Origin of the sequence: Oryzisolibacter propanilivorax (genome assembly GCF_900103645.1) — a bacterium.
Lineage (GTDB): Bacteria > Pseudomonadota > Gammaproteobacteria > Burkholderiales > Burkholderiaceae_C > Melaminivora > Melaminivora propanilivorax.
In genome coordinates this window covers 464252-484165 of sequence record NZ_FNHP01000002.1, presented here as the reverse complement: position 1 = coordinate 484165, position 19914 = coordinate 464252, and the positions used below count along the sequence as shown (strand labels likewise).

At 67.1% G+C, this 19914-nt stretch carries 16 protein-coding genes; 3 read left to right on the top strand and 13 right to left on the bottom strand.

What is annotated here, in order from left to right:
• Positions 1-90 precede the first annotated feature (90 nt).
• The 13 genes from BLQ61_RS04920 to rpmH form a co-directional block, all read right to left on the bottom strand.
• Positions 91-909 carry a M55 family metallopeptidase gene (locus BLQ61_RS04920; RefSeq protein ID WP_091567256.1) on the bottom strand — a complete coding sequence of 273 codons (819 nt, stop codon included), beginning with the start codon at positions 907-909 and terminating at the stop codon, positions 91-93.
• Between the two features lie 66 nt (positions 910-975).
• Positions 976-1995, bottom strand: a complete 1020-nt coding sequence (locus tag BLQ61_RS04915; protein WP_091567254.1) for a P1 family peptidase — start codon at positions 1993-1995, stop codon at positions 976-978.
• Positions 1992-2897, bottom strand: a complete 906-nt coding sequence (gene gsiD, locus BLQ61_RS04910) for a glutathione ABC transporter permease GsiD (RefSeq protein WP_091567252.1) — start codon at positions 2895-2897, stop codon at positions 1992-1994. The genes BLQ61_RS04915 and gsiD overlap by 4 nt, the downstream gene beginning before the upstream one ends.
• A 16-nt stretch (positions 2898-2913) precedes the next feature.
• Positions 2914-3834, bottom strand: a complete 921-nt coding sequence (gene gsiC, locus BLQ61_RS04905) for a glutathione ABC transporter permease GsiC (RefSeq protein ID WP_091567250.1) — start codon at positions 3832-3834, stop codon at positions 2914-2916.
• 169 nt (positions 3835-4003) lie between these two features.
• The gene (gene gsiB / locus BLQ61_RS04900) at positions 4004-5554 is read right to left on the bottom strand and encodes a glutathione ABC transporter substrate-binding protein GsiB (RefSeq protein ID WP_091567248.1); all 1551 of its coding nucleotides are present in this window, start codon (positions 5552-5554) and stop codon (positions 4004-4006) included.
• A gap of 96 nt (positions 5555-5650) precedes the next feature.
• A complete protein-coding gene (locus BLQ61_RS04895) occupies positions 5651-7519 on the bottom strand; it encodes a dipeptide ABC transporter ATP-binding protein (RefSeq protein WP_175488213.1) in 1869 nt (622 codons plus the stop codon).
• Positions 7520-7557: 38 nt separating this feature from the next.
• A complete protein-coding gene (locus tag BLQ61_RS04890; RefSeq protein ID WP_091567534.1) occupies positions 7558-8550 on the bottom strand; it encodes an isoaspartyl peptidase/L-asparaginase family protein in 993 nt (330 codons plus the stop codon).
• A gap of 5 nt (positions 8551-8555) precedes the next feature.
• Positions 8556-9479: a MurR/RpiR family transcriptional regulator gene (locus BLQ61_RS04885; RefSeq protein WP_091567244.1), complete on the bottom strand. Its 924-nt coding sequence runs from the start codon at positions 9477-9479 to the stop codon at positions 8556-8558.
• A gap of 186 nt (positions 9480-9665) precedes the next feature.
• Positions 9666-11252 carry an ABC transporter substrate-binding protein gene (locus tag BLQ61_RS04880; protein WP_091567242.1) on the bottom strand — a complete coding sequence of 529 codons (1587 nt, stop codon included), beginning with the start codon at positions 11250-11252 and terminating at the stop codon, positions 9666-9668.
• A 116-nt stretch (positions 11253-11368) separates the two neighbouring features.
• Complete coding sequence (gene yidC / locus BLQ61_RS04875; protein WP_091567240.1) at positions 11369-13066, bottom strand: membrane protein insertase YidC; 1698 nt, start codon at positions 13064-13066, stop codon at positions 11369-11371.
• Positions 13063-13365: a membrane protein insertion efficiency factor YidD gene (yidD, locus tag BLQ61_RS04870; protein ID WP_091567238.1), complete on the bottom strand. Its 303-nt coding sequence runs from the start codon at positions 13363-13365 to the stop codon at positions 13063-13065. Before yidD ends, yidC begins: the two co-directional genes overlap by 4 nt.
• The gene (locus BLQ61_RS04865) at positions 13362-13829 is read right to left on the bottom strand and encodes a ribonuclease P protein component (protein WP_091567236.1); all 468 of its coding nucleotides are present in this window, start codon (positions 13827-13829) and stop codon (positions 13362-13364) included. Before BLQ61_RS04865 ends, yidD begins: the two co-directional genes overlap by 4 nt.
• 62 nt (positions 13830-13891) lie before the next feature.
• On the bottom strand, positions 13892-14026 hold the full coding sequence (gene rpmH, locus BLQ61_RS04860; protein ID WP_005798102.1) for a 50S ribosomal protein L34: 135 nt from the start codon (positions 14024-14026) through the stop codon (positions 13892-13894).
• 344 nt (positions 14027-14370) lie between these two features.
• Between rpmH and dnaA the strand changes: the two genes are divergently transcribed.
• The 3 genes from dnaA to gyrB all read left to right on the top strand — a co-directional run bounded on the left by dnaA (position 14371) and on the right by gyrB (position 19858).
• On the top strand, positions 14371-15792 hold the full coding sequence (gene dnaA / locus BLQ61_RS04855) for a chromosomal replication initiator protein DnaA (protein ID WP_091567235.1): 1422 nt from the start codon (positions 14371-14373) through the stop codon (positions 15790-15792).
• Between the two features lie 100 nt (positions 15793-15892).
• Positions 15893-16999, top strand: a complete 1107-nt coding sequence (gene dnaN / locus BLQ61_RS04850; protein ID WP_091567233.1) for a DNA polymerase III subunit beta — start codon at positions 15893-15895, stop codon at positions 16997-16999.
• A gap of 231 nt (positions 17000-17230) precedes the next feature.
• On the top strand, positions 17231-19858 hold the full coding sequence (gene gyrB, locus BLQ61_RS04845) for a DNA topoisomerase (ATP-hydrolyzing) subunit B (protein ID WP_091567231.1): 2628 nt from the start codon (positions 17231-17233) through the stop codon (positions 19856-19858).
• Positions 19859-19914 lie beyond the last annotated feature (56 nt).

Sequence of the window (19914 nt, the reverse complement as noted above, 5' to 3'; positions counted from 1 at the left end):
CGCCAGTCCACCAGCGTTGTCCCCCTTCCCGCACTGCGCAGCAGGGCGAGAGAAGGGGGGAAGCGGCGCAGCCGTTCAGGGGGATGCCCTTCATTTCAACATCGTCGACATCGCCGACAGGCAGTTGAGCATGCGCACCGCGCCTTCCACGTCCGGCGCGGTGAAGCGCAGCGCATCGCCGTCGGTGCGTTCCAGCATTGGCCACTGGCAAAACAGCTCGGCCAGCGCCGGGCTTTGCGCCAACAGATCGACAGTGACTGGGCCTTGGATGCGCAGCGGCGCCACGCCCCGGGCCTGCGATGCGGCCTGGGCCACGCCTTCGCGGATGGCGGCGCAGGCCTGCTGCGGCGATAGGCTGATGCCGCTGGAAAAGCCCGTGGCACGCTTGACCTGCACAAAACGGGTCTGCGGAAACATCGCCTGGTGCTCTTCGATGAACACATCGTCGCCCGAGGCCGCGATCACCGGCGCGCCGTAGCTGCCGGCAAGCAGCCCGTACAGGCCCATCTCGCCCAGCTCCTGCCCGTTCAGGCGGATGCGCGCGAACGCGAAGCTGTTGATGGTGTGCGCCAGGATGCCACGCCCCTGGGCACGCGAGTGGTAGCCGATCATGCACACCCCCTGCACACCCAGCTCCACGCCGGCCACCATGCCCAGGTAGCGCGGCTTGCCCTGGATCACCTGGGCGCGCTCGTCGAGCAGGTCCGGCGGCATGTTGCGAAAGCCCCCGTGCGAGTCGTTCACGTAGACCTCGCGCGCGCCGCCGTCGAAGGCGCCAGCGATGGCGGCGTTGGCCTCGGCAACCATCAGGCGGCGGGCGCGCTCGTATTCGGGGTTGCCCGCCCGCACCTGCTCGGCGTGGTAGACGCCAGCCACACCCTCGATGTCGACGGAGATCAGAATTTTCATGGACAGATCCGAAGATGTTTTAGAGGTCAAATCGGCCTCCAGCCCTTGTCTTACATGCGCTGAAAGCTATTGATTCAGGAGTTGACGCAGCGCCTGCCGATGGTGGCCGCTGCGGCCCATCACCGGCTCGGCATGCCACAGCGCGTGCACGATGGCCTGCTCCACGCTGTCGGCGGCGGCCTGGAACAGCGCGTCCAGCCGGGTCTCGTGCACCATCGCCACGGCGGGCATGGGTGCATCCGGCAGGTCGGGCAGCGTGTAGGCGGTGGAAAACGCCACGGCAATGTCTCCGCTGCCGTGACCGTAGACCGAGCCGGTGCGCGCCAGCCCCGCCGCTGCGCGCAGCGCCAGGCGCCCGAGCTGGCGCGCGTCCAGCGGCGCGTCGGTGGCCAGCAGCATGATGATGGAGCCCTTTTCCGTGGCAGCCGCCGGGGCGCCCTGCCGCGCGGCCAGCCGCTGCCCAAGAGGCTGGCCGCCCCAGACCAGGTTGGCCTGTATGCCGTAGTTGGCCAGCACCAGCGCGCCCACCGTGTAGCCCTCACCCGTACGCCGTGACGCAGTGCCGATGCCGCCCTTGAGCTGGAAGCTGGACATGCCGCGCCCCGCGCCCACTGCGCCCTGGGCCACGTCGGCGCTCGCGCAGGCACAGGCCGCCTCGTAGTGCGCAGCCGTGACAGCCATGCGCTGGATGTCGTTCAGGTAGCCGTCGTTGCACTCCAGCACCAGCGGGTTCACCGTGGGCAGGGCGCGGCCGGTTTCGGGGTTGGCGCGCACGCACTGCGCGATCTGCGCCTGCGCCACGGCCGGCACCGAGAAGGTGTTGGTCAGCGCGATCGGCGTCTCCAGCTGGCCCAGCTCGGCCAACTGCGTGAGGCCCACGCTCTTGCCGAAACCGTTGATGACGGCGGCCGCCGCGGGCACTTTGTGGCGGAAGGGATCCTGCGCATGCGGGCGGATGACCGTGACGCCGGTCTGCACATCGCCCTCGGCCAGCGTCAGGTGGCCGACGGTGACGCCGGCCACGTCGCTGATCGCGTCGCGCGGCCCGGCCGGCAGGCCGCCGATGCGGGGGGGCTGCATGCTCATGTCTGCCGGTCGATCTTCGGATCGAGCGCGTCGCGCAGGCCGTCGCCCAGCAGGTTGAAGGCCAGCACCGTGAGGAAGATGGCCAGGCTCGGGAACAGCGCCACGTGCGGCGCATTCACCATGTCGGCGCGCGCTTCATTGAGCATGGCGCCCCACTCGGGCGTGGGCGGCTGCGCGCCCATGCCCAGGAAGGACAGGCTGGCCGCGGTGATGATCGACGTGCCGACGCGCATCGTGAAGTACACGACGATGGACGAGATGGTGCCCGGCAGGATGTGGCGCGTGATGATGGTCCAGTCGCTGGCGCCGATGCTCTGCGCCGACTCGATGTAGGTCTGGTGCTTGAGCACCAGCGTGTTGCCGCGTACCAGCCGCGCGAAGGCCGGCACGCTGAACACGGCCACGGCGACCACCACGTTGGTCATGCTGGAGCCCAGGATGGCCACCACGCCCAGCGCCAGCAGGATGCCGGGAAAGGCGAACAGCACGTCCGAGATGCGCATCACGATGCGGTCCCACCAGCCCTCGTAGTAGCCGGCCAGCAGCCCGAGCGCGGTGCCGATCAGGCAGCCGATGGCCACCGAGAAGAAGCCCGCCGCCAGCGAGATGCGCGCGCCCATCAGGATGCGGCTGAAGATGTCGCGCCCCAGCGGATCGACGCCGAACCAGTGCAGCGCCGAAGGGCCCTCGTTCAGCCGGTCGTAGTCGAAGTAGTTCTCGGCGTCGAACGGCGCCAGGTACGGCGCCAGCACGGCCACCAGCACCAAGAGCAGCACGAACACCAGCGCGGCCACGGCCACGTGCTGGCGCTTGAACTTGCGCCAGAACTCGCGCCAGGGGGTGCGGACCGCCTCGGCGGCCGGGGCCGCAGCGGCCGGGGAGGAAACGGAGGGTGCGCTCATCGCCGGTCCTCTTCTTTCACTTGTAGCGGATGGTGGGGTTGATGAAGCCATAGGCCATGTCCACCACCAGGTTGATGAGGATGAATTCCAGCGAGAACAGCAGCACCAGCGTCTGGATGACGGGGTAGTCGCGCATGGTCACCGCGTCCACCAGCAGGCGGCCCAGGCCCGGCCAGTTGAACACCGCCTCGACCACGATGGAGCCGCCCAGCAGGAAGCCGAACTGCAGGCCCATCATGGTGACCACCGGGATCAGGGCGTTGCGCAGGCAGTGCTTGAGGATCACCACGCGCTCGTTCAGGCCCTTGGCGCGCGCGGTGCGCACGAAGTCCTCCTGCACCACCTCGACGAAGGAGGCGCGGGTGAAGCGCGCCATCACCGCGGCGACGGCCGCGCCCAGCGTGATGGACGGCAGGATGTAGTGGCGCCACGAATCGGCGCCCACGGTGGGCAGCCAGCCGAGCTGCACCGAGAACACCTGCATCAGCATCATGCCCAGCGCGAACGCTGGGAACGAGATGCCCGAGACCGCCAGCGTCATGCCCAGTCGGTCGGGCCAGCGGTTGCGGTACACGGCCGAGACGATGCCGATGGCCATGCCGAAGACGACCGACCAGGCCATGCTGCTCAGGGTGAGCAGCAGCGTGGGCATGAAGCGCTCGCCGATCTCGGCCGCCACCGGGCGGCGTGTGCGCATCGACAGGCCGAAGTCGCCCTGCACCATGCGCGAGAAGAAGTGCACGAACTGCTCGGGCAGCGGCCGGTCCAGGCCCAGCTCCTGGCGCACCAGCTGCACCGTGGCCTCGTCGGCGTCCTGCCCGGCGGCCAGCCGCGCCGGGTCGCCGGGCAGCAGGTGCACGAACAGGAACACCAGCACCGCCACGATCAGCAGCGTGGGCAGCAGCCCCAGCAGGCGTTTGAAAAAGTAATTCAGCATGGCAGTGCGGGGTACCAATCCCGCTTTGGGGTCAGGGCAAGAAACCGGCGCGCCCCAGGCCAGGGCCGCCGTGCAAGGACCGTCCCGCAGCACCGGCGGCGTCCCCCTGCCCGCAGCGTGCAGCGCTGCGAGAGCGGGGGGAAGGCGCGCAATGCCGCAGGGGGGTGCCTCACTTGATGGCGATCTCGTCGCTGTTGATGTTGCCGTCGGGCATCACGTAGACACCCGACAGGCGCTTGGAGTGGGCATACAGCACGTCCTCCGTCACCAGCGGAATGCGCGGCAGGTCCTTGCCAAGCTGTTCCTGCACGGTCTTGTACAGGGCGGCGCGCTCGCCGCTGTCGGTGGTGATCAAGGCCTTGGCGATGGCGTCATCGACCACGGGGTTGCTGTAGAAGGCGTAGTTCGCCAGCTTGGGCGACCAGGACTCGGTGGCGAACAGCGGTCGCAGCGCCCAGTCGGCCTCGCCGGTGGAGGACGACCAGCCGATGTAGTACAGGCGCGCCTTGGCGGTCTTCGGGTCGGGCCAGGAATCGACCAGCTCCACGCGCTTGCCGGGCTCCAGCGCCTCCACCGACACCTTGATGCCGACCTGCTGCAGCTGCTGCTGGATGAACTGGATCACCTTCTGGCTGGTGGTGTTGTTGTAGCCGCTCCACAGCGTGGTCTCGAAGCCGTTGGGGAAGCCCGCTTCCTTGAGCAGCTCCTTGGCCTTGGCCACGTTGTAGGGAACGGGCGGCATCTTCAGCGCGTACTCCACGCCCTGCGGCACGAAGCCCTGGGCGGGGAAAGCATGGCCGCTGAAGGCCACCTTGGCCAGCGCGTCCTTGTTGATGGCGTAGCCGATGGCCTCGCGCACCTTCACGTTGTCGAAGGGCTTTTGCAGCAGGTTGAACGTCAGGAAGCGCTGGATGATGGACGGTCGGGACACGACCTCCACCTTGTCGCTCTTCTTGAGCGTGGCGATCTGCTCATAGGGCAGCGTGAACGCGAAATCGGCCTCGCCCGTCTGCAGCATGGCGGCGCGGGTGTTGTTCTCGGTCACGGGCTTCCAGGTCACTTGGTCGACCTTGGGGTAGCCCTGCTTCCAGTAGCCGGCGAACTTCTTGCCGACGATGGCTTCGGTCTGCTTCCACTCGACGAACTCGAACGGGCCGGTCCCCACGGGGTGGAAGGCGATGTCCTTGCTGCCCCATTTTTGCAGCGCGGCGGGCGAGATGATCGCGGCCGAGGCGTGGGCCAAAGCATTGATGAAGGGGCCGAAGGGTTCCTTGAGCGTGATGCGCAGGGTCTGCGGGTTCACGGCCTCGACCTTGGCAACGCGATTGAACTGGTTGGCACGCAGCAGGCGGTTGGCGGGGTCCATCACACGGTCGAGGTTGGCCTTGGCCGCGGCGGCGTTGAAGTCGGTGCCGTCGTGGAACTTCACGCCTTGGCGCAGCTTGAAGGTGTAGACCAGGCCGTCACCGGACACGTCGTAGCTCTCGGCCAACACGTTCTTGATCTTCAGGTCCTTGTCGAACGCAAACAGCCCTTCATAGAAGGTCTTGGTGACGGCCGTGGTGATGGTGGTGTTGGTGTTGTACGGGTCCAGCGTCTCGGGCTGCTGGTAAATGGCCAGCACGGCATTGCCCGCGGCCAGCACGGAGCCGGATGCAGCGAAGGCGGCCAGGGCCATCAGGGCCTGGGCCGTGCGGCGGGTGGAAGCGGTTGTCTTCATGGGTGAACTCTCCAGTGAGAAGGAAACGGGACGACTACAAAAAAGATAGCTTTCTGCCCTTGTTTTATGAGGGCTGAAGGCCGATTTCATTCAAATTCACGCCGTGGCAGGTGCCACGAAATGGCCCGGGCCGACCTGCACCATGGGCGGTACCACCGGCTCGTCTCCCACTGCGCGGATGGGGCTGGGTATCTCGCCCTCCAGCAGTGCGCGCTTGAGGTGGCGGCGCGCTGGGTCGGCGATGGGCACGGCCGCCATCAGCTTGCGGGTATAGGGGTGCTGCGGGTTTTCAAAGATCGCGCGGCGCGGACCGATCTCGACGATGCGGCCCAGGTACATCACCGCCACGCGGTGGCTGATGCGCTCGACCACCGCCATGTCGTGCGAGATGAAGAGAAACGCCACGCCCAGCTCGCGCTGCAGGTCGAGCATGAGGTTGACGATCTGTGCCTGGATCGACACGTCCAGCGCCGAGACCGATTCGTCGGCCACGACCACCTTGGGGTTGAGCGCCAACGCCCGCGCAATGGCGATGCGCTGGCGCTGGCCGCCCGAGAACTCGTGCGGGTAGCGCTGCGCGTGCTCGCGCGGCAGGCCGACTTTCTCCAACAGCCAGTCCACGCGGGCCTGGGCCTCGGCGGGCGTGCCGATCTTGTGCACCAGCAACGGCTCCATGATCGAGAAGCCCACCGTGAGGCGCGGGTCCAGCGAGGCGAACGGGTCCTGGAAGATGAACTGGATGTTGCGGCGCAGCGCCTGCACTTCGCTCTTGGGCAGGTCGAGAATGTTGCGCCCGCCGAACTCGATGGCGCCGCTTTGGCTCTCCACCAGGCGCAGCAGCGAGCGGCCGGTGGTGGACTTGCCGCAGCCCGACTCGCCCACCAGCGCCAGCGTCTCGCCGGGATACAGGTCAAAGCTCACCTGCTCGACCGCATGCACGCGGCGCGTGACCCGGTTGAGCAGGCCGGAGCGCAGATCAAAGCGCGTGACCAGATTCTTTACCCGCAGGATGGGCTGGGCTCCCTCAGGCCGGGTGTCGACGGGCGTGGACTCGACCGGCGCCTGGCTGCCATCGACGCGCAGCAGCTCGAACGGGCGCGGCAGCTCGGTGCCCTGCATGGCGCCCAGTTTGGGCACCGCCGACAGCAGCGCGCGCGTGTAGTCGTGCCGCGGCGCGGCGAAGACCTGGTCCGATGTGCCCTCCTCCACCTTGTCGCCGCGGTACATGACCAGCACGCGGTCGGCCACCTCGGCCACCACGCCCATGTCGTGGGTGATGAAGACCACGCCCATGTGCATTTCATCCTGCAGCTGGCGGATGAGCTGCAGGATCTGCGCCTGGATGGTCACGTCCAGCGCCGTGGTGGGCTCGTCGGCGATCAAGAGCTGCGGCTTGCACGACAGCGCCATGGCGATCATCACGCGCTGGCGCATGCCGCCCGAGAGCTGGTGCGGGAACCGGTCGAGCACGTTCTTCGCCTCGGGGATGCGTACCAACTCCAGCATGCGCAGCGCCTCGGCACGGGCGGCCGCGCGGTCCATGCCCTGGTGCACGCGGATCGACTCGGCGATCTGGTCACCGGCAGTGAACACCGGGTTCAGCGACGTCATCGGCTCCTGGAAGATCATGGCCACGTCGGCGCCGCGCACGGCGCGCATCTGCGCCTGGCTCGCCTGCGCCACGTCCAGCACTTGGCCGCCGCGCCGGCGCAGCAACGCCGAGCCACGCACGATGCGCCCGCCGCCGTGCTCGACCAGGCGCATCAGCGCCAGCGAGGTCACGGACTTGCCCGAGCCGGACTCGCCCACGATGGCCAGCGTCTCGCCGCGGTCGACGTGGAACGACAGGTCGCGCACGGCTTCCACCGTGCGCTCGGAGCTGGTGAAGCGGATGGTCAGGTCGCGCACATCCAGCACGCGTTGCTCTGGCAGCACCAGGCGGGCAGGAGAAGAAATGGAATTCATGGGCATCGGACGTATTCGGGCGCCACAGTCGTGGCTGCTCAACGGTAGATGAAGGTTTCAGGCGCCTGACCGACACGCGCCAGGCCGCGGTACATGCCTTCGGTGTTGAAAGACAGACAGACGTTGCCGCGCGCGTCCACGGCCACCAGCCCGCCAGTGCCGTGAATGGCCGGCAGCGCCTGGTGCACCACGGCGTCGCAGGCCTGCTGCAGCGAAAAGCCGCCATAGGCCATGCGCGCGCAAACGTCGTGCGCGGCCGCCACACGGATGAAACTCTCGCCGTGTCCGGTACAGGAAACGGCGGCAGTGCGGTCGTCGGCGTAGGTGCCGGCGCCGATCAACGGGCTGTCGCCCACACGTCCGGGGCGTTTATTGGTCATGCCACCGGTGGAGGTGGCGGCCGCCAGGTGGCCATGCGCGTCCAGCGCCACGGCTCCTACCGTGCCCATCTTGCTGCCCTCGTGCAACGGCCCACCGGGCGGGCGGGCGGCCAGGGCCGCCGCACCGTCATGGTCGAGCACTGCGCCGCTGGCACGCGCCTGCGCATCGCGCAGCTGCGCGCGGCGTGCCTCGGTGGAGAAATACTCCGGCTCCACCACAGGCAGCCCCGCATCCCGCGCCAGCTGCTCGGCGCCCTCGCCTGCCATCAGTACGTGCTGGCCGTGCTGCAGCACGGCGCGTGCGGCCAGCACGGGGTTGCGAATGCGCGTGATACCGGCAACTGCACCTGCGGCAAGGTGTGTGCCCTCCATCACGGCGGCATCAAGTTCGTGCGTGTCTTCGGCAGTGAAGACGGCACCATGGCCCGCATTGAACAGGGGACAGTCCTCCATGGCCTGCACGGCCACGCACACGGCCTCCAGCGACGCGCCGCCGCGCGCCAGCACCCCCTGCCCGGCCACAAGCGCAGAGTGCAGTGCGGCATGGTAGGCCTGCTCCTGTTCAGCGCTGATGAGGCTGCGCAAGAGAGTGCCTGCGCCGCCGTGGAGAACGATGACAGGGATGGAGGGCAAAGCAGGTGTCGGAGGCATGGGGTTCATTCAGAGACATTGGCCGCAGGCGCGCGAACGCGCAGGCTCGCGCGGGCGCTGTCGTGCAACCAGGGCAGAACGGCCTCGGTGACGCGCGCGGCGTCCTGCACGGAACCGCGTCTGCGCAGCGCCACGGCACTGCATAGCGCCTCGATGAGCGCCAGGACCGTGGATTCGGAGTTGGCCGCGTGGTAGCTCTCGGCATGCGCGTACAGGCAGTGGTGTGCGACCGGCACCAGAGGCGAATGCGGCCCATCGGTCAACGCCAGCACGCCCACTCCACGCTCATGCGCTGCCTGAGCCAGCAACACGGTATCGGACAGGTAGCGCGGGAAGGCGATGGCAATGACCAAGTCGCGCGCACCCATGCGCGGCAACTGGCGCGCCCCCTGCGAGGCACCGCCGACGCTGCTCATCAGGTGCACGTTCTCGCAGTACGTTTCCAATCCACGCTGCAACAGGCCAGCCAACCAGCCTGATGCGCCAAAGCCCAGCACATAGACACGGTGGGCCTGGACAATGGCCTGCACGGCTGCTTCGCATTCCTGGGCCTGCAGGGCGGCGCGCGTAGCGGCGATGTTGCGCTGGTTCTCATCCAGCGCCGCCAGAAATGCGTCGAAGACCGAACCAGGCTGCTGCAGCCGTGCGCGCATTTTTTCGACCGGCGCGAGCATGGCTTCAAAGCCCTTGACCAGCTCCGCGCGCAACATGGGATAGCCCGACAGCCCGATGGCACGCGCGAACCGGTTGGCCGTGGCCACCGACACCCCGACTGCGGCAGCCAGCTCGTCGATCGGCATGGTCGCGGCCTGTAGCGGATGGCGCAGCACGTATTCGGCCATCTGCTGATGCGAGCGGGTCAGCGAGGGCTTGGCACGAGCGATGCGGGCAGCGATGGAAATGGTGTCGACCTCAAGTATGGAGGACATAGTGGGCACGGCAACTGCGCAATGATCAAAAATTTTCCCGCATCCATGTTAAGAAGAAAATTTCATCAAACAACAAGACATGACACGTTTTTTATCAGGGTTAACGCCTACACCGCCACATGAAAAAAGCCCGCACATGGCGGGCTTCTTGGATAGGTCACAGGCCTTGTAGCCCGCGCGCTATGGTTACTTGATGGTCGTCCAGATCGGCATCGGCCGGTCGTCGGCGCGGTGTACCGTGTCCACGCCCTTGCGCATCGCCCAGGGGCGGATCTGGTGGTGCAGCGGCAGGTAGTAGTACTCGTCCTTGGTCAGCTTCAGCGCATCGTGCAGCAGCGCGTCGCGCTTGGGCTGGTCCATCTCGGTCTTGATCTGCTGGATCATGGCGTCCAGCTTCGGGTCGCTGATGCGCCCGCCGTTGTACACGCCGGCCGCCGTCTTGCCCTGCTTGGTGGCCATGAGCGAGTCCAGCGTGTACAGCGCATCGAACGTTGCCACGCCCCAGCCGAAGAGGTAGGCGTTGACGTCGTTGTTCATGACGCGGGTGACGAACTGCGCCATGGGCGCTGCCGACAGCGAGGTCTTGACGCCGATGCGCGTCCACATGGCGGTGACTGCCTGGCAGATGGCTTCGTCGTTCACGTAGCGGTCGTTCGGGCATTCCAGCTTCAACGCGAAGCCGTTGGGATAGCCCGCGTCGGCCAACAGCTTCTTGGCCGCTTCCACGTCGTACTTGGCGGCGCGCTCGTCCAGCTGCTTGGTCCAGCCATGCACCATGGGCGCAACCATCGCGCCGGCGGGCACCGACAGGCCGCGCATGGTGTTCTTGTGCAGGCCGGCAGAGTCGATCGCCTGGTACAGCGCCTGGCGCACGCGCTTGTCCTTGAGCGGGTTCTTGCCCGGTGTGCCGGCACCGGGCAGCTCGTCGCGGAACTGGTCCAGGCCCAAGTAGATGGTGCGGTTCTCAGCGCCTTCGATCAGCTTGATGTCGGGGTTGGACTTCATGCGCGCCAGGTCCTGTGGCGGTGGGTCGACGACGAAGTCCACCTGCCCCGAGATCAGCGCCGCGGTGCGCGTGGCGGCCGACTTGATGGGCGTGAACACTACCTCGTCGACGTTGCCGCGCGGCTTGTCCCACCAGTCCGGGTTCTTGGTCAGCTGCACCTTCACGTCGGGCTGCCAGCCGACCAGCTTGAAGGGCCCCGTTCCGTTGGCGTTGCGCGAGGCGTAGTTTTCTTCCTTGCCGCCGTAGTCCTGCGACTTGACCGAGTTGTTCTTCTCGGCCCAGGCCTTGTTCATGATGCGCGCCTCGGTGATCTCGCGCAGCAGGATGGGGTTCGGGCCCTTCAAGATCAGGTCCACCGTGTGGTCGTCGACCTTCTTGACTTCCTTGATGCTCTGCGTGGCGCTTTGCATGTTGGACGGCGGCGTCATCGCCCGGGTGAGCGAGAACACCACGTCGTCGGCAGTGAAGGGTGCGCCATCATGAAATTTCACGCCCTGGCGCAGCGTGAAGCGCACCTGGGTCGGGCTGATCTGCTCCCACTTGGTGGCCAGGGCCGGCTCGATCTGAAACTTCTCGTCGTAGCGCACCAGGCTCTCGTAGACCTGCTGCAGGAAGGCGTGCGTGGTCTGGTGGTTCTGCGCGTGCGGGTCGACGGTGAGAATGTCATTGGCGCCGGCCCAGCGCAGGGTGGCGGCCTGGGCGCTGCCCAGGGCCAGCAGCGCGGTGCCGGCCAGCAGGGCCAGGCGGAACGTCTTGCGGTGCGTCATCAGATCGGTCTCCTCGTTGGGTTGGTTGGTGGCGCATCCTAACCAAAACGACCACGGCCGCCCAAGGGCGGCCGTGGCAGGGAGCAGCCGGACGCGCAGCGCGCCCGGGCGCGGCATCAGCGGAACTTCGGCAGGTTGAACTGCGGCGGCACACCCATGCGGCGGTTGATGATCCACTGCTGCGCGATCGACAGCAGGTTGTTCGTCAGCCAGTACAGCACCAGGCCGGCCGGGAAGAAGAAGAACATCACGCTGAAGATCAGCGGCATGAACCACATCATCTTGGCCTGCATCGGGTCCGGCGGCGCCGGGTTCAGCGCGGTCTGCAGGAGCGACGACATCGCCATCAGGATGGGCAGGATGAAGAACGGATCGGGCGAGGACAGGTCGTGGATCCAGCCGATCCAGGGCGCGTTGCGCATCTCGACGCTGGACAGCAGCACCCAGTACAGCGCGATGAACACCGGGATCTGGATCATGATGGGCAGGCAGCCACCCATGGGGTTCACTTTTTCCTCGCGGTAGATGCGCATCATCTCCATCTGCATCTGCTGCGGCTTGTCCTTCAGGCGCTCGCGCATTTCCTGGATGCGGGGGTTGATGGCCTTCATCTTGGCCATGCTGGAGTAGGCCTTGGCGTTCAGCCAGTAGAAGGCGATCTTCAGCAGCACCACCAGCGCCACGATGGACCAGCCCCAGTTGCCCAGCACCTTGTGCAGTTGGTCCAGCAGCCAGTACAGCGGCTTGGCCAGGATGGTCAGCCAGCCGTAGTCCTTGACCAGCTCCAGGCCGGGGGCGAGCTTTTCCAGCTGCGTCTCGATCTGCGGGCCGGCGTACAGCTGCGCCTGCAGCGTCTTGGCCTGGCCGGGGGCGATCTCGCCCAGCGGCGTGATCATGCCCACGGCGTACAGGTTGCTGTCGACCTTGCGCACGAACAGCTCGCGTTGCTGCCCCTGGGCCAACAACCAAGCGGTGGCGAAGTAGTGCTGCACCATGGCGACATAGCCGTTGTCGGCGTTCCTGTCGATCTCGGCCTTGCCGTTCTCGATGTCCTTGAAGTCCACCTTGTGGTACTTCTTGGCCTCGGTGTAGACGGCCGGGCCGGTGAAGGTCGAGTAGAACGACGACTCGCCCTCGGGCTTGTTGCCGTCGCGCACCAGTTGCAGGTACAGCTGCGGCGACACCGGGGTGCTGCCGGTGTTGACCACCTCGTGCTGCACGGCGATGTCATAGGAGCCGCGCTGGAGCGTCCAGGTCTTGACCAGCTTCACCCCGCCCAGGTCCGGGGACTCGAAGCGCACGGCCAGCGTGTCCTGGCCGGGCTGCAGTTCGCGCGGGCCGGGCACGACGGTCATGGTCGTCTTGTGCGTCGGCCAGGCGCCGCCGATCAGGCCGGTCTGCGCCACGTACACGCGCTGCGCGCTCTGGTCGAGCAGCACGAACGGGCGCGACTTGTCCTGCATGTCGGCGTACTGCAGCATCTCGCCATGCACCAGCGAGCCGCCCTCGCTGTCGAAGGCCAGGCGCAGCACGTCGGTGCTCACGGTGACGCGCTCGCGCGGTGTCGCAGGCGCCGCCATCGGGGCATCGCCCGGCACGCCGGTGGGCGGCGCCGCCACGGCGCCGCTGCTGCTGGCCGCCGGCACATCGGCGGTAGTGGCAGCCGGCGCGGCCGGCGCGACGGGGGCCGTCTGGCTCGGCGCGGAGGGGAAGAAGGTGGCTTTGTGGCCGTTGTGGATCTGCCACTTGTCCCACAGCAACACCATGGAAAAGCCAAAGATCACCCACAGGATGGTGCGGCGGATGTCGTTCATGGAGAGGAGGAGGTCTGGTTGTCCGAGGAAGGTGGATGGCCGGGCGGGACCAGCCGCGAGAACAGGTGCAGGTGGCGCGGCAGCTGCTGCGGCACGGGATCATGCCCGCCGGCGCACCAGGGATGGCAGCGCGCCAGGCGACCCAGGGTCAGCCAGCTGCCGGCGGCGGCGCCGTGGCGCTCCAGCACGCCCAGTGCGTACACCGAGCAGGTCGGCTCGAAGCGGCAGGCCGAGCCCAGCCAGGGGCTGAGCAGCAGGCGGTAGCCGCGCACCAGCGCGATCAGCAGCCGGCGCATCATGCCGCGCCCGAGGGACCAGGGCCACGCACGGCGCGCGCGAACAGCTGCTGCAGCTCGGCGCGCACCGCCTGCTTGAGCAGATCGGAGGACGCACTGATGAACTGCTTGCGGTCGAACGTAGCGCGCAGGCGCACCACATGCGCGGCATGTGGCAGACGCTGCGCGTGCTCGCGCGCGACGGTGTAGATCTGCCGCTTGATGGCGTTGCGCGTGACGGCGCGGCGCGCCCAGCGCTTGGGCACCATGGCGCCCAGCCAGGGAGCCTGGGCAGCGCCCGCCGGCAACGCGAACAGGGCCGGCGAAGGCGCTGCGCCTTCGGGCCCTGTGGAAGCGGATGCGAATGCGGGTGGCGCCTCGCCCGGCACCGGCAACACGAGCCGATGCAGCGCGAAGTGCGCCGTGCGCGCGACGGTGCCCCCGGCCAGGGTTGACTGGAACTGGGGGCGGGTCTTCAGCCGGTGCATGGCAACGGCATCACCGCGCGCGGCAGCCGGCACGGCGCACACCGGGGCAGCGGGCGCCGGCCTCAGACGGCCAGGCGCTTGCGGCCCTTGGCGCGGCGGGCGTTGATGACGGCGCGGCCGCCGCGGGTCTTCATGCGCACCAGGAAACCGTGGGTGCGGGCGCGGCGCGTCTTGGAGGGCTGGTAGGTACGTTTCATGATCTCGGTCCTTGAAAGGGTGCAGTGATGGGGCGCTGCCGCCGGCCTGGGCTGCCGCGACGAGGCGGCAGGGCACATCGGCCGGGAAAGCGCGAAAAGCCGGGCCGGCGCACCCCTTGGCGCAACACCGCACCGCAAGGAAAACCGCTCACCCAGGCCTATAGCTACCCTGAACGCATTTCAGGGAAACCGGCGATTATTGCAGGCGCGCGCGGCGCTGGCAATGCCCGTGGGCGCCGCGGGTGCTTTGGACAAGTCCCGCCGCGTTGTGGATAACTTATTGACAAGGTAGAATTTCCCGTTCCCTTGCGTTCCTCTATCCACAACTACAACGGCCATTTTTGATGCACGAGGAACCCTTGTCCTCCCCTGACGATTTCGACGGCGCCAGCGCAGGCCAGGGCCTGTGGCAGGCTTGCGCCGAGCTGCTGGCGCAGGAGCTGCCCGAACAGCAGTTCAACACCTGGATCAAGCCGCTCGCGGCCCAGGTCGCGCCCGATTTTTCCAAGGTCACCCTGTTGGTGGCCAACCGCTTCAAGCTCGACTGGATCCGCGCGCAGTACGCCGGCCGCATCACCGCGCTGCTGCAGGACCTGTACGGCCAGCCGGTGACGCTGGAGCTGGCACTAGCGCAGCGCGAGAGCGTGGTGCGCACCTATGTGCGCCCCGCCGCGGCGCCCGCACCGACCGCCCCCGACCTGATCGCGCCCCCCGCCCCGGCAGAAGACAGCGCGGCTGGCGCCTTTCGCACCCGGCTGAACCCGGCACTGACCTTCGAGACCCTGGTCGAGGGCACGGCCAACCGCATGGCCCGGTCGGCGGCGATGCACGTGGCCGGCTCGCCCGGGCATCTGTACAACCCGCTGTTCATCTACGGCGGCGTCGGCCTGGGCAAGACGCACCTGGTGCACGCCGTGGGCAACCGGCTGCTGCAGGACCGTGCCGACGCGCGAGTTCTCTACATCCACGCCGAGCAGTTCGTCTCGGATGTGGTCAAGTCGTACCAAAGGCGCACCTTCGACGATTTCAAGGCGCGCTACCACTCGCTGGATCTGCTGCTGATCGACGACGTGCAGTTCTTCGCCAACAAGGACCGCACGCAGGAGGAGTTCTTCAACGCCTTCGAGGCGCTGCTCGCCAAGAAGAGCCACATCGTCATGACCTCGGATACCTATCCGAAGGGCCTGGCGAACATCCACGAGCGGCTGGTCTCGCGCTTCGATTCGGGCCTGACGGTGGCCATCGAGCCGCCCGAGCTGGAGATGCGCGTGGCGATCCTGATCAACAAGGCGCGCAGCGAGGGCTCGGAGATGCCCGAGGAGGTGGCCTTCTTCGTCGCCAAGAACGTGCGCTCCAACGTGCGCGAGCTCGAAGGCGCGCTGCGCAAGATCCTGGCGTACAGCCGCTTCAACCAGAAGGAAGTGTCCATCCAGCTGGCGCGCGAGGCGCTGCGCGACCTGCTGTCCATCCAGAACCGCCAGATCAGCGTCGAGAACATCCAGAAGACGGTGGCCGACTACTACAAGATCAAGGTCGCCGACATGTACAGCAAGAAGCGCCCGGCGAGCATCGCCCGCCCGCGCCAGATCGCCATGTACCTGGCCAAGGAGCTGACGCAGAAAAGCCTGCCCGAAATCGGCGAGCTGTTCGGCGGCCGCGACCACACCACGGTGCTGCACGCGGTGCGCAAGATCGGCGCCGAGCGCCAGCAGCTGACCGAGTTGAACCAGCAGCTGCACGTGCTGGAACAGACCCTCAAGGGCTGACCCGAAACGCCATGCTTCGCAGGCAAAATCCCCCGTTGCCTTCGGCCCCTGGAGCGGGCCCCGCGCACCCCCTTCCCACCCACACCGAGGTTGACTTGTCATGATCGTCCTGAAGGCTCCCCAAAACGAGGTCCTGGCCGTCCTGCAGGCGGTGGCCGGCATCGTCGAGCGCCGCCACACGCTGCCCATCCTGGCCAACGTGCTGATCAGGAAGACCGGCAACGCGCTGCAATTCACCACCAGCGACCTGGAGATCCAGATCCGCACCACCGCCGAGCTGGGCGGCGACGCGGGGGACTTCACCACCACCGTGGGCGCGCGCAAGCTGATCGACATCCTCAAGACCATGCCGTCCGACCAGACCGTGGCGCTGGAATCGAGCCAGGCCAAGCTGATCCTCAAGGGCGGCAAGAGCCGCTTCACCCTGACCAGCCTGCCGGCCGAGGACTTCCCGCTGGTGCAGGAGTCGGCCGCGTTCGGCCCGGCCTTCAGCGTGCCGCAGAAGGTGCTCAAGAGCCTGATGCAGCAGGTCTCGTTCGCCATGGCGGTGCAGGACATCCGCTACTACCTGAACGGCATCCTGTTCGTGGCCGAGGGCAACACCCTGTCGCTGGTGGCCACCGACGGCCACCGCCTGGCGTTCGCCAGCAGCCAGCTGGAGGTGGAAGTGCCCAAGCAGGAGGTCATCCTGCCGCGCAAGACGGTGCTGGAGCTGCAGCGCCTGCTGTCGGACGCCGACGGCGCCATCGAGATGCAGTTCGCCAACAACCAGGCGCGCTTCACCTTCGGCGGCATGGAGTTCGTCACCAAGCTGGTCGAGGGCAAGTTCCCCGACTACAACCGCGTCATCCCGCGCAACCACCCCAACAGCATCACGCTGGGGCGCGCGCCGCTCTTGGCCAGCCTGCAGCGCACGGCCATCATGACCAGCGACAAGTTCAAGGGCGTGCGCCTGAACATCGAGCCGGGCAGCTTGCGCGTGTCGAGCAACAACGCCGAGCAGGAGGAAGCCGTGGACGAGCTGGACATCGACTACGGCGGCCCGACCATCGAGATCGGCTTCAACGTCACCTACCTGATCGACGCACTGGCCAACATGGGCCAGGACATGGTCACCATGGACCTGGCCGACGGCAACAGCTCAGTGCTGATGACCATCCCCGGCAACGATGCGTTCAAGTACGTGGTGATGCCGATGAGGATCTAGGACATCCCTCTGTGTCGCTGCGTTCCTTCCCCCTTCTCTCGCCGCGCGTGGCGCGGCGGAAGGGGGACGCCGCCAGCGCTGCGGGGCGGCTCTTGCACGGCGGCCACTGGCTGTGGTCGCGCCTGGTGCGCAGCGGATCTGCCAGGGCTGTCCTTGTGAGAGATTGCTATTTTTTTGATAGCTGCGAGCCTGTGTTCCACATGGGCTAGCGGCCATTTTGGCTAGAAATTCATGACTGCAGAGCACCACCCGCACGCCCCTGACGAGCCCCTGTTCGGTGCCGACGAGACGCCGCCGACCGCCGTTGCCGCGCCCGGCGAGGGCTATGGCGAAGGCGCCATCCAGATCCTGGAAGGGCTGGAGGCGGTGCGCAAGCGCCCGGGCATGTACATCGGCGACACGTCCGACGGCACCGGGCTGCACCATCTGGTCTTCGAGGTGGTGGACAACTCCATCGACGAGGCGCTGGCCGGCTACTGCGACGACATCCTGGTCACCATCCACACCGACAACTCGCTGTCGGTGGTGGACAACGGCCGCGGCATCCCGACGCGCGTGAAGATGGACGACAAGCACGAGCCCAAGCGCTCGGCCGCCGAGATCGCCCTGACCGAGCTGCACGCCGGTGGCAAGTTCAACCAAAACAGCTACAAGGTCTCGGGCGGCCTGCACGGCGTGGGCGTGTCGTGCGTGAATGCGCTGTCGAAAACCCTGCGCCTGACGGTGCGCCGTGATGGGCAGACGCACCAGCTCGACTTCTCGCGCGGTTTCGTGCAAAACCGCCTCATCGAGGAAGTTCATGGTGAGGAAGTCTCACCCATGAAGGTCGTCGGCCCGACGGAAAAGCGCGGCACCGAGGTGCGCTTCCTGCCCGACACGGAAATCTTCAAGGAAAACAACGAGTTCCACTACGAGATTCTGGCCAAGCGGCTGCGCGAGCTTTCGTTTCTGAACAACGGCGTGCGCATCCGCCTGGTGGACGAGCGCACCGGCAAGGAAGACGATTTTTCCGGTGCTGGCGGCGTCAAGGGCTTCGTCGAGTTCATCAACGGCACCAAGAAGGTGCTGCACCCCACGCCCTTCCACGCCACCGGCACCCGCCCGGCCGAAACCTACGGCGGCATCCCTGGCACCGAGATCGGCGTCGAGGTGGCCATGCAGTGGAACGACGGCTACAACGAGCAGGTCCTGTGCTTCACCAACAACATCCCGCAGCGCGACGGCGGCACGCACCTGACGGGCCTGCGCGCGGCGATGACGCGGGTGATCGGCAAGTACATCGAGCAGAACGACTTGGCCAAGAAGGCCAAGGTGGAAGTGACCGGCGACGACATGCGCGAAGGCCTGTGCGCCGTGCTGTCGGTGAAGGTGCCGGAGCCGAAGTTCAGCAGCCAGACCAAGGACAAGCTGGTGTCCAGCGAGGTGCGCGCGCCGGTCGAGGACATCGTCGGCAAGCTGCTGGCCGAGTACCTGGAGGAGCGCCCGCAGGACGCGAAGATCCTGTGCGGCAAGATCGTCGAGGCCGCCCGTGCCCGCGAGGCCGCGCGCAAGGCGCGCGAGATGACGCGCCGCAAGGGCGTGCTGGACGGCATGGGACTGCCCGGCAAGCTGGCCGACTGCCAGGAAAAGGACCCGTCGCTGTGCGAGATCTACATCGTCGAGGGCGACTCGGCCGGCGGCAGCGCCAAGCAGGGGCGCGACCGCAAGTTCCAGGCCATCCTGCCGCTGCGCGGCAAGATCCTGAACGTGGAAAAGGCGCGCTATGAAAAGCTGCTGTCGAGCCAGGAAATCATCGTCCTGATCACCGCGCTGGGCACCGGCATCGGCAAGGCCAGCGAGGACGACTTCAGCGGCAACGGCAAGGCCAAGAGCGGCGCCGATGACTTCGACATCGCCAAGCTGCGCTACCACCGCATCATCATCATGACCGACGCCGACGTGGACGGTGCGCACATCCGCACACTGCTGCTGACGTTCTTCTACCGCCAGATGCCCGAGCTGGTCGAGCGCGGCCACATCTACATCGCCCAGCCGCCGCTGTACAAGGTGAAGAACGGCAAGGAAGAGCTGTACCTGAAGGACGCCGCGGCGCTGGACAGCTTCCTGCTGCGCGTGGCGCTGCGCGACGCGGCGGTGCACACCGGCGGCGACGCCGGCCGCACCATCGCCGGCGACGAGCTGGCCGAGTTGGCCCAGCGCCACCAGCGTGCCGAGCACATCATCGAGCGCCTGTCGGCCTTCATGGACCAGGAGGCGCTGCGCGCGATTGCCGACGGCGTGGCCATCAAGCTGGACACGGTGGAGGACGCCGAGGCCAGCGCCGTGCGCCTGCAGCAATGGCTGCGCGAGGGTGGCACCAGCGGCGTGCCGGCCGAGGTGGCCGGCGAGTTCGACGCGCGCAGCGACAAGCCGGTGCTGCGCATCAGCCGGCACCACCACGGCAACGTGAAGAGCAGCTTGATCACGCAGGACTTCGTCGAGGGCGCCGACTACGCCGCGCTGGCCGAGGCGGCCGAGAGCTTCCGCGGCCTGATCGGCGAAGGCGCCCGCGCCACGCGCGGCGAGGGTGAGCGCCAGCGCGAGGAAAAGGTACAGGACTTCCGCGAAGCCATGCAGTGGCTGATCCGCGAGGCCGAGCGCACCACCGCGCGCCAGCGCTACAAGGGCCTGGGCGAGATGAACCCCGAGCAGTTGTGGGAAACCACCATGGACCCGGAAGTGCGGCGCCTGCTGCGCGTGCAGATCGACGATGCGATCGAGGCGGACCGAGTGTTCACGATGCTGATGGGCGACGAGGTAGAGCCGCGGCGGGATTTCATCGAAACGAATGCGCTCAGGGCGGTGAACGTGGACGTGTAAGCGTTCACCTGCCGCATCCAACAGAACGGGCCAGCAAGACACACTTGCTGGCCCGT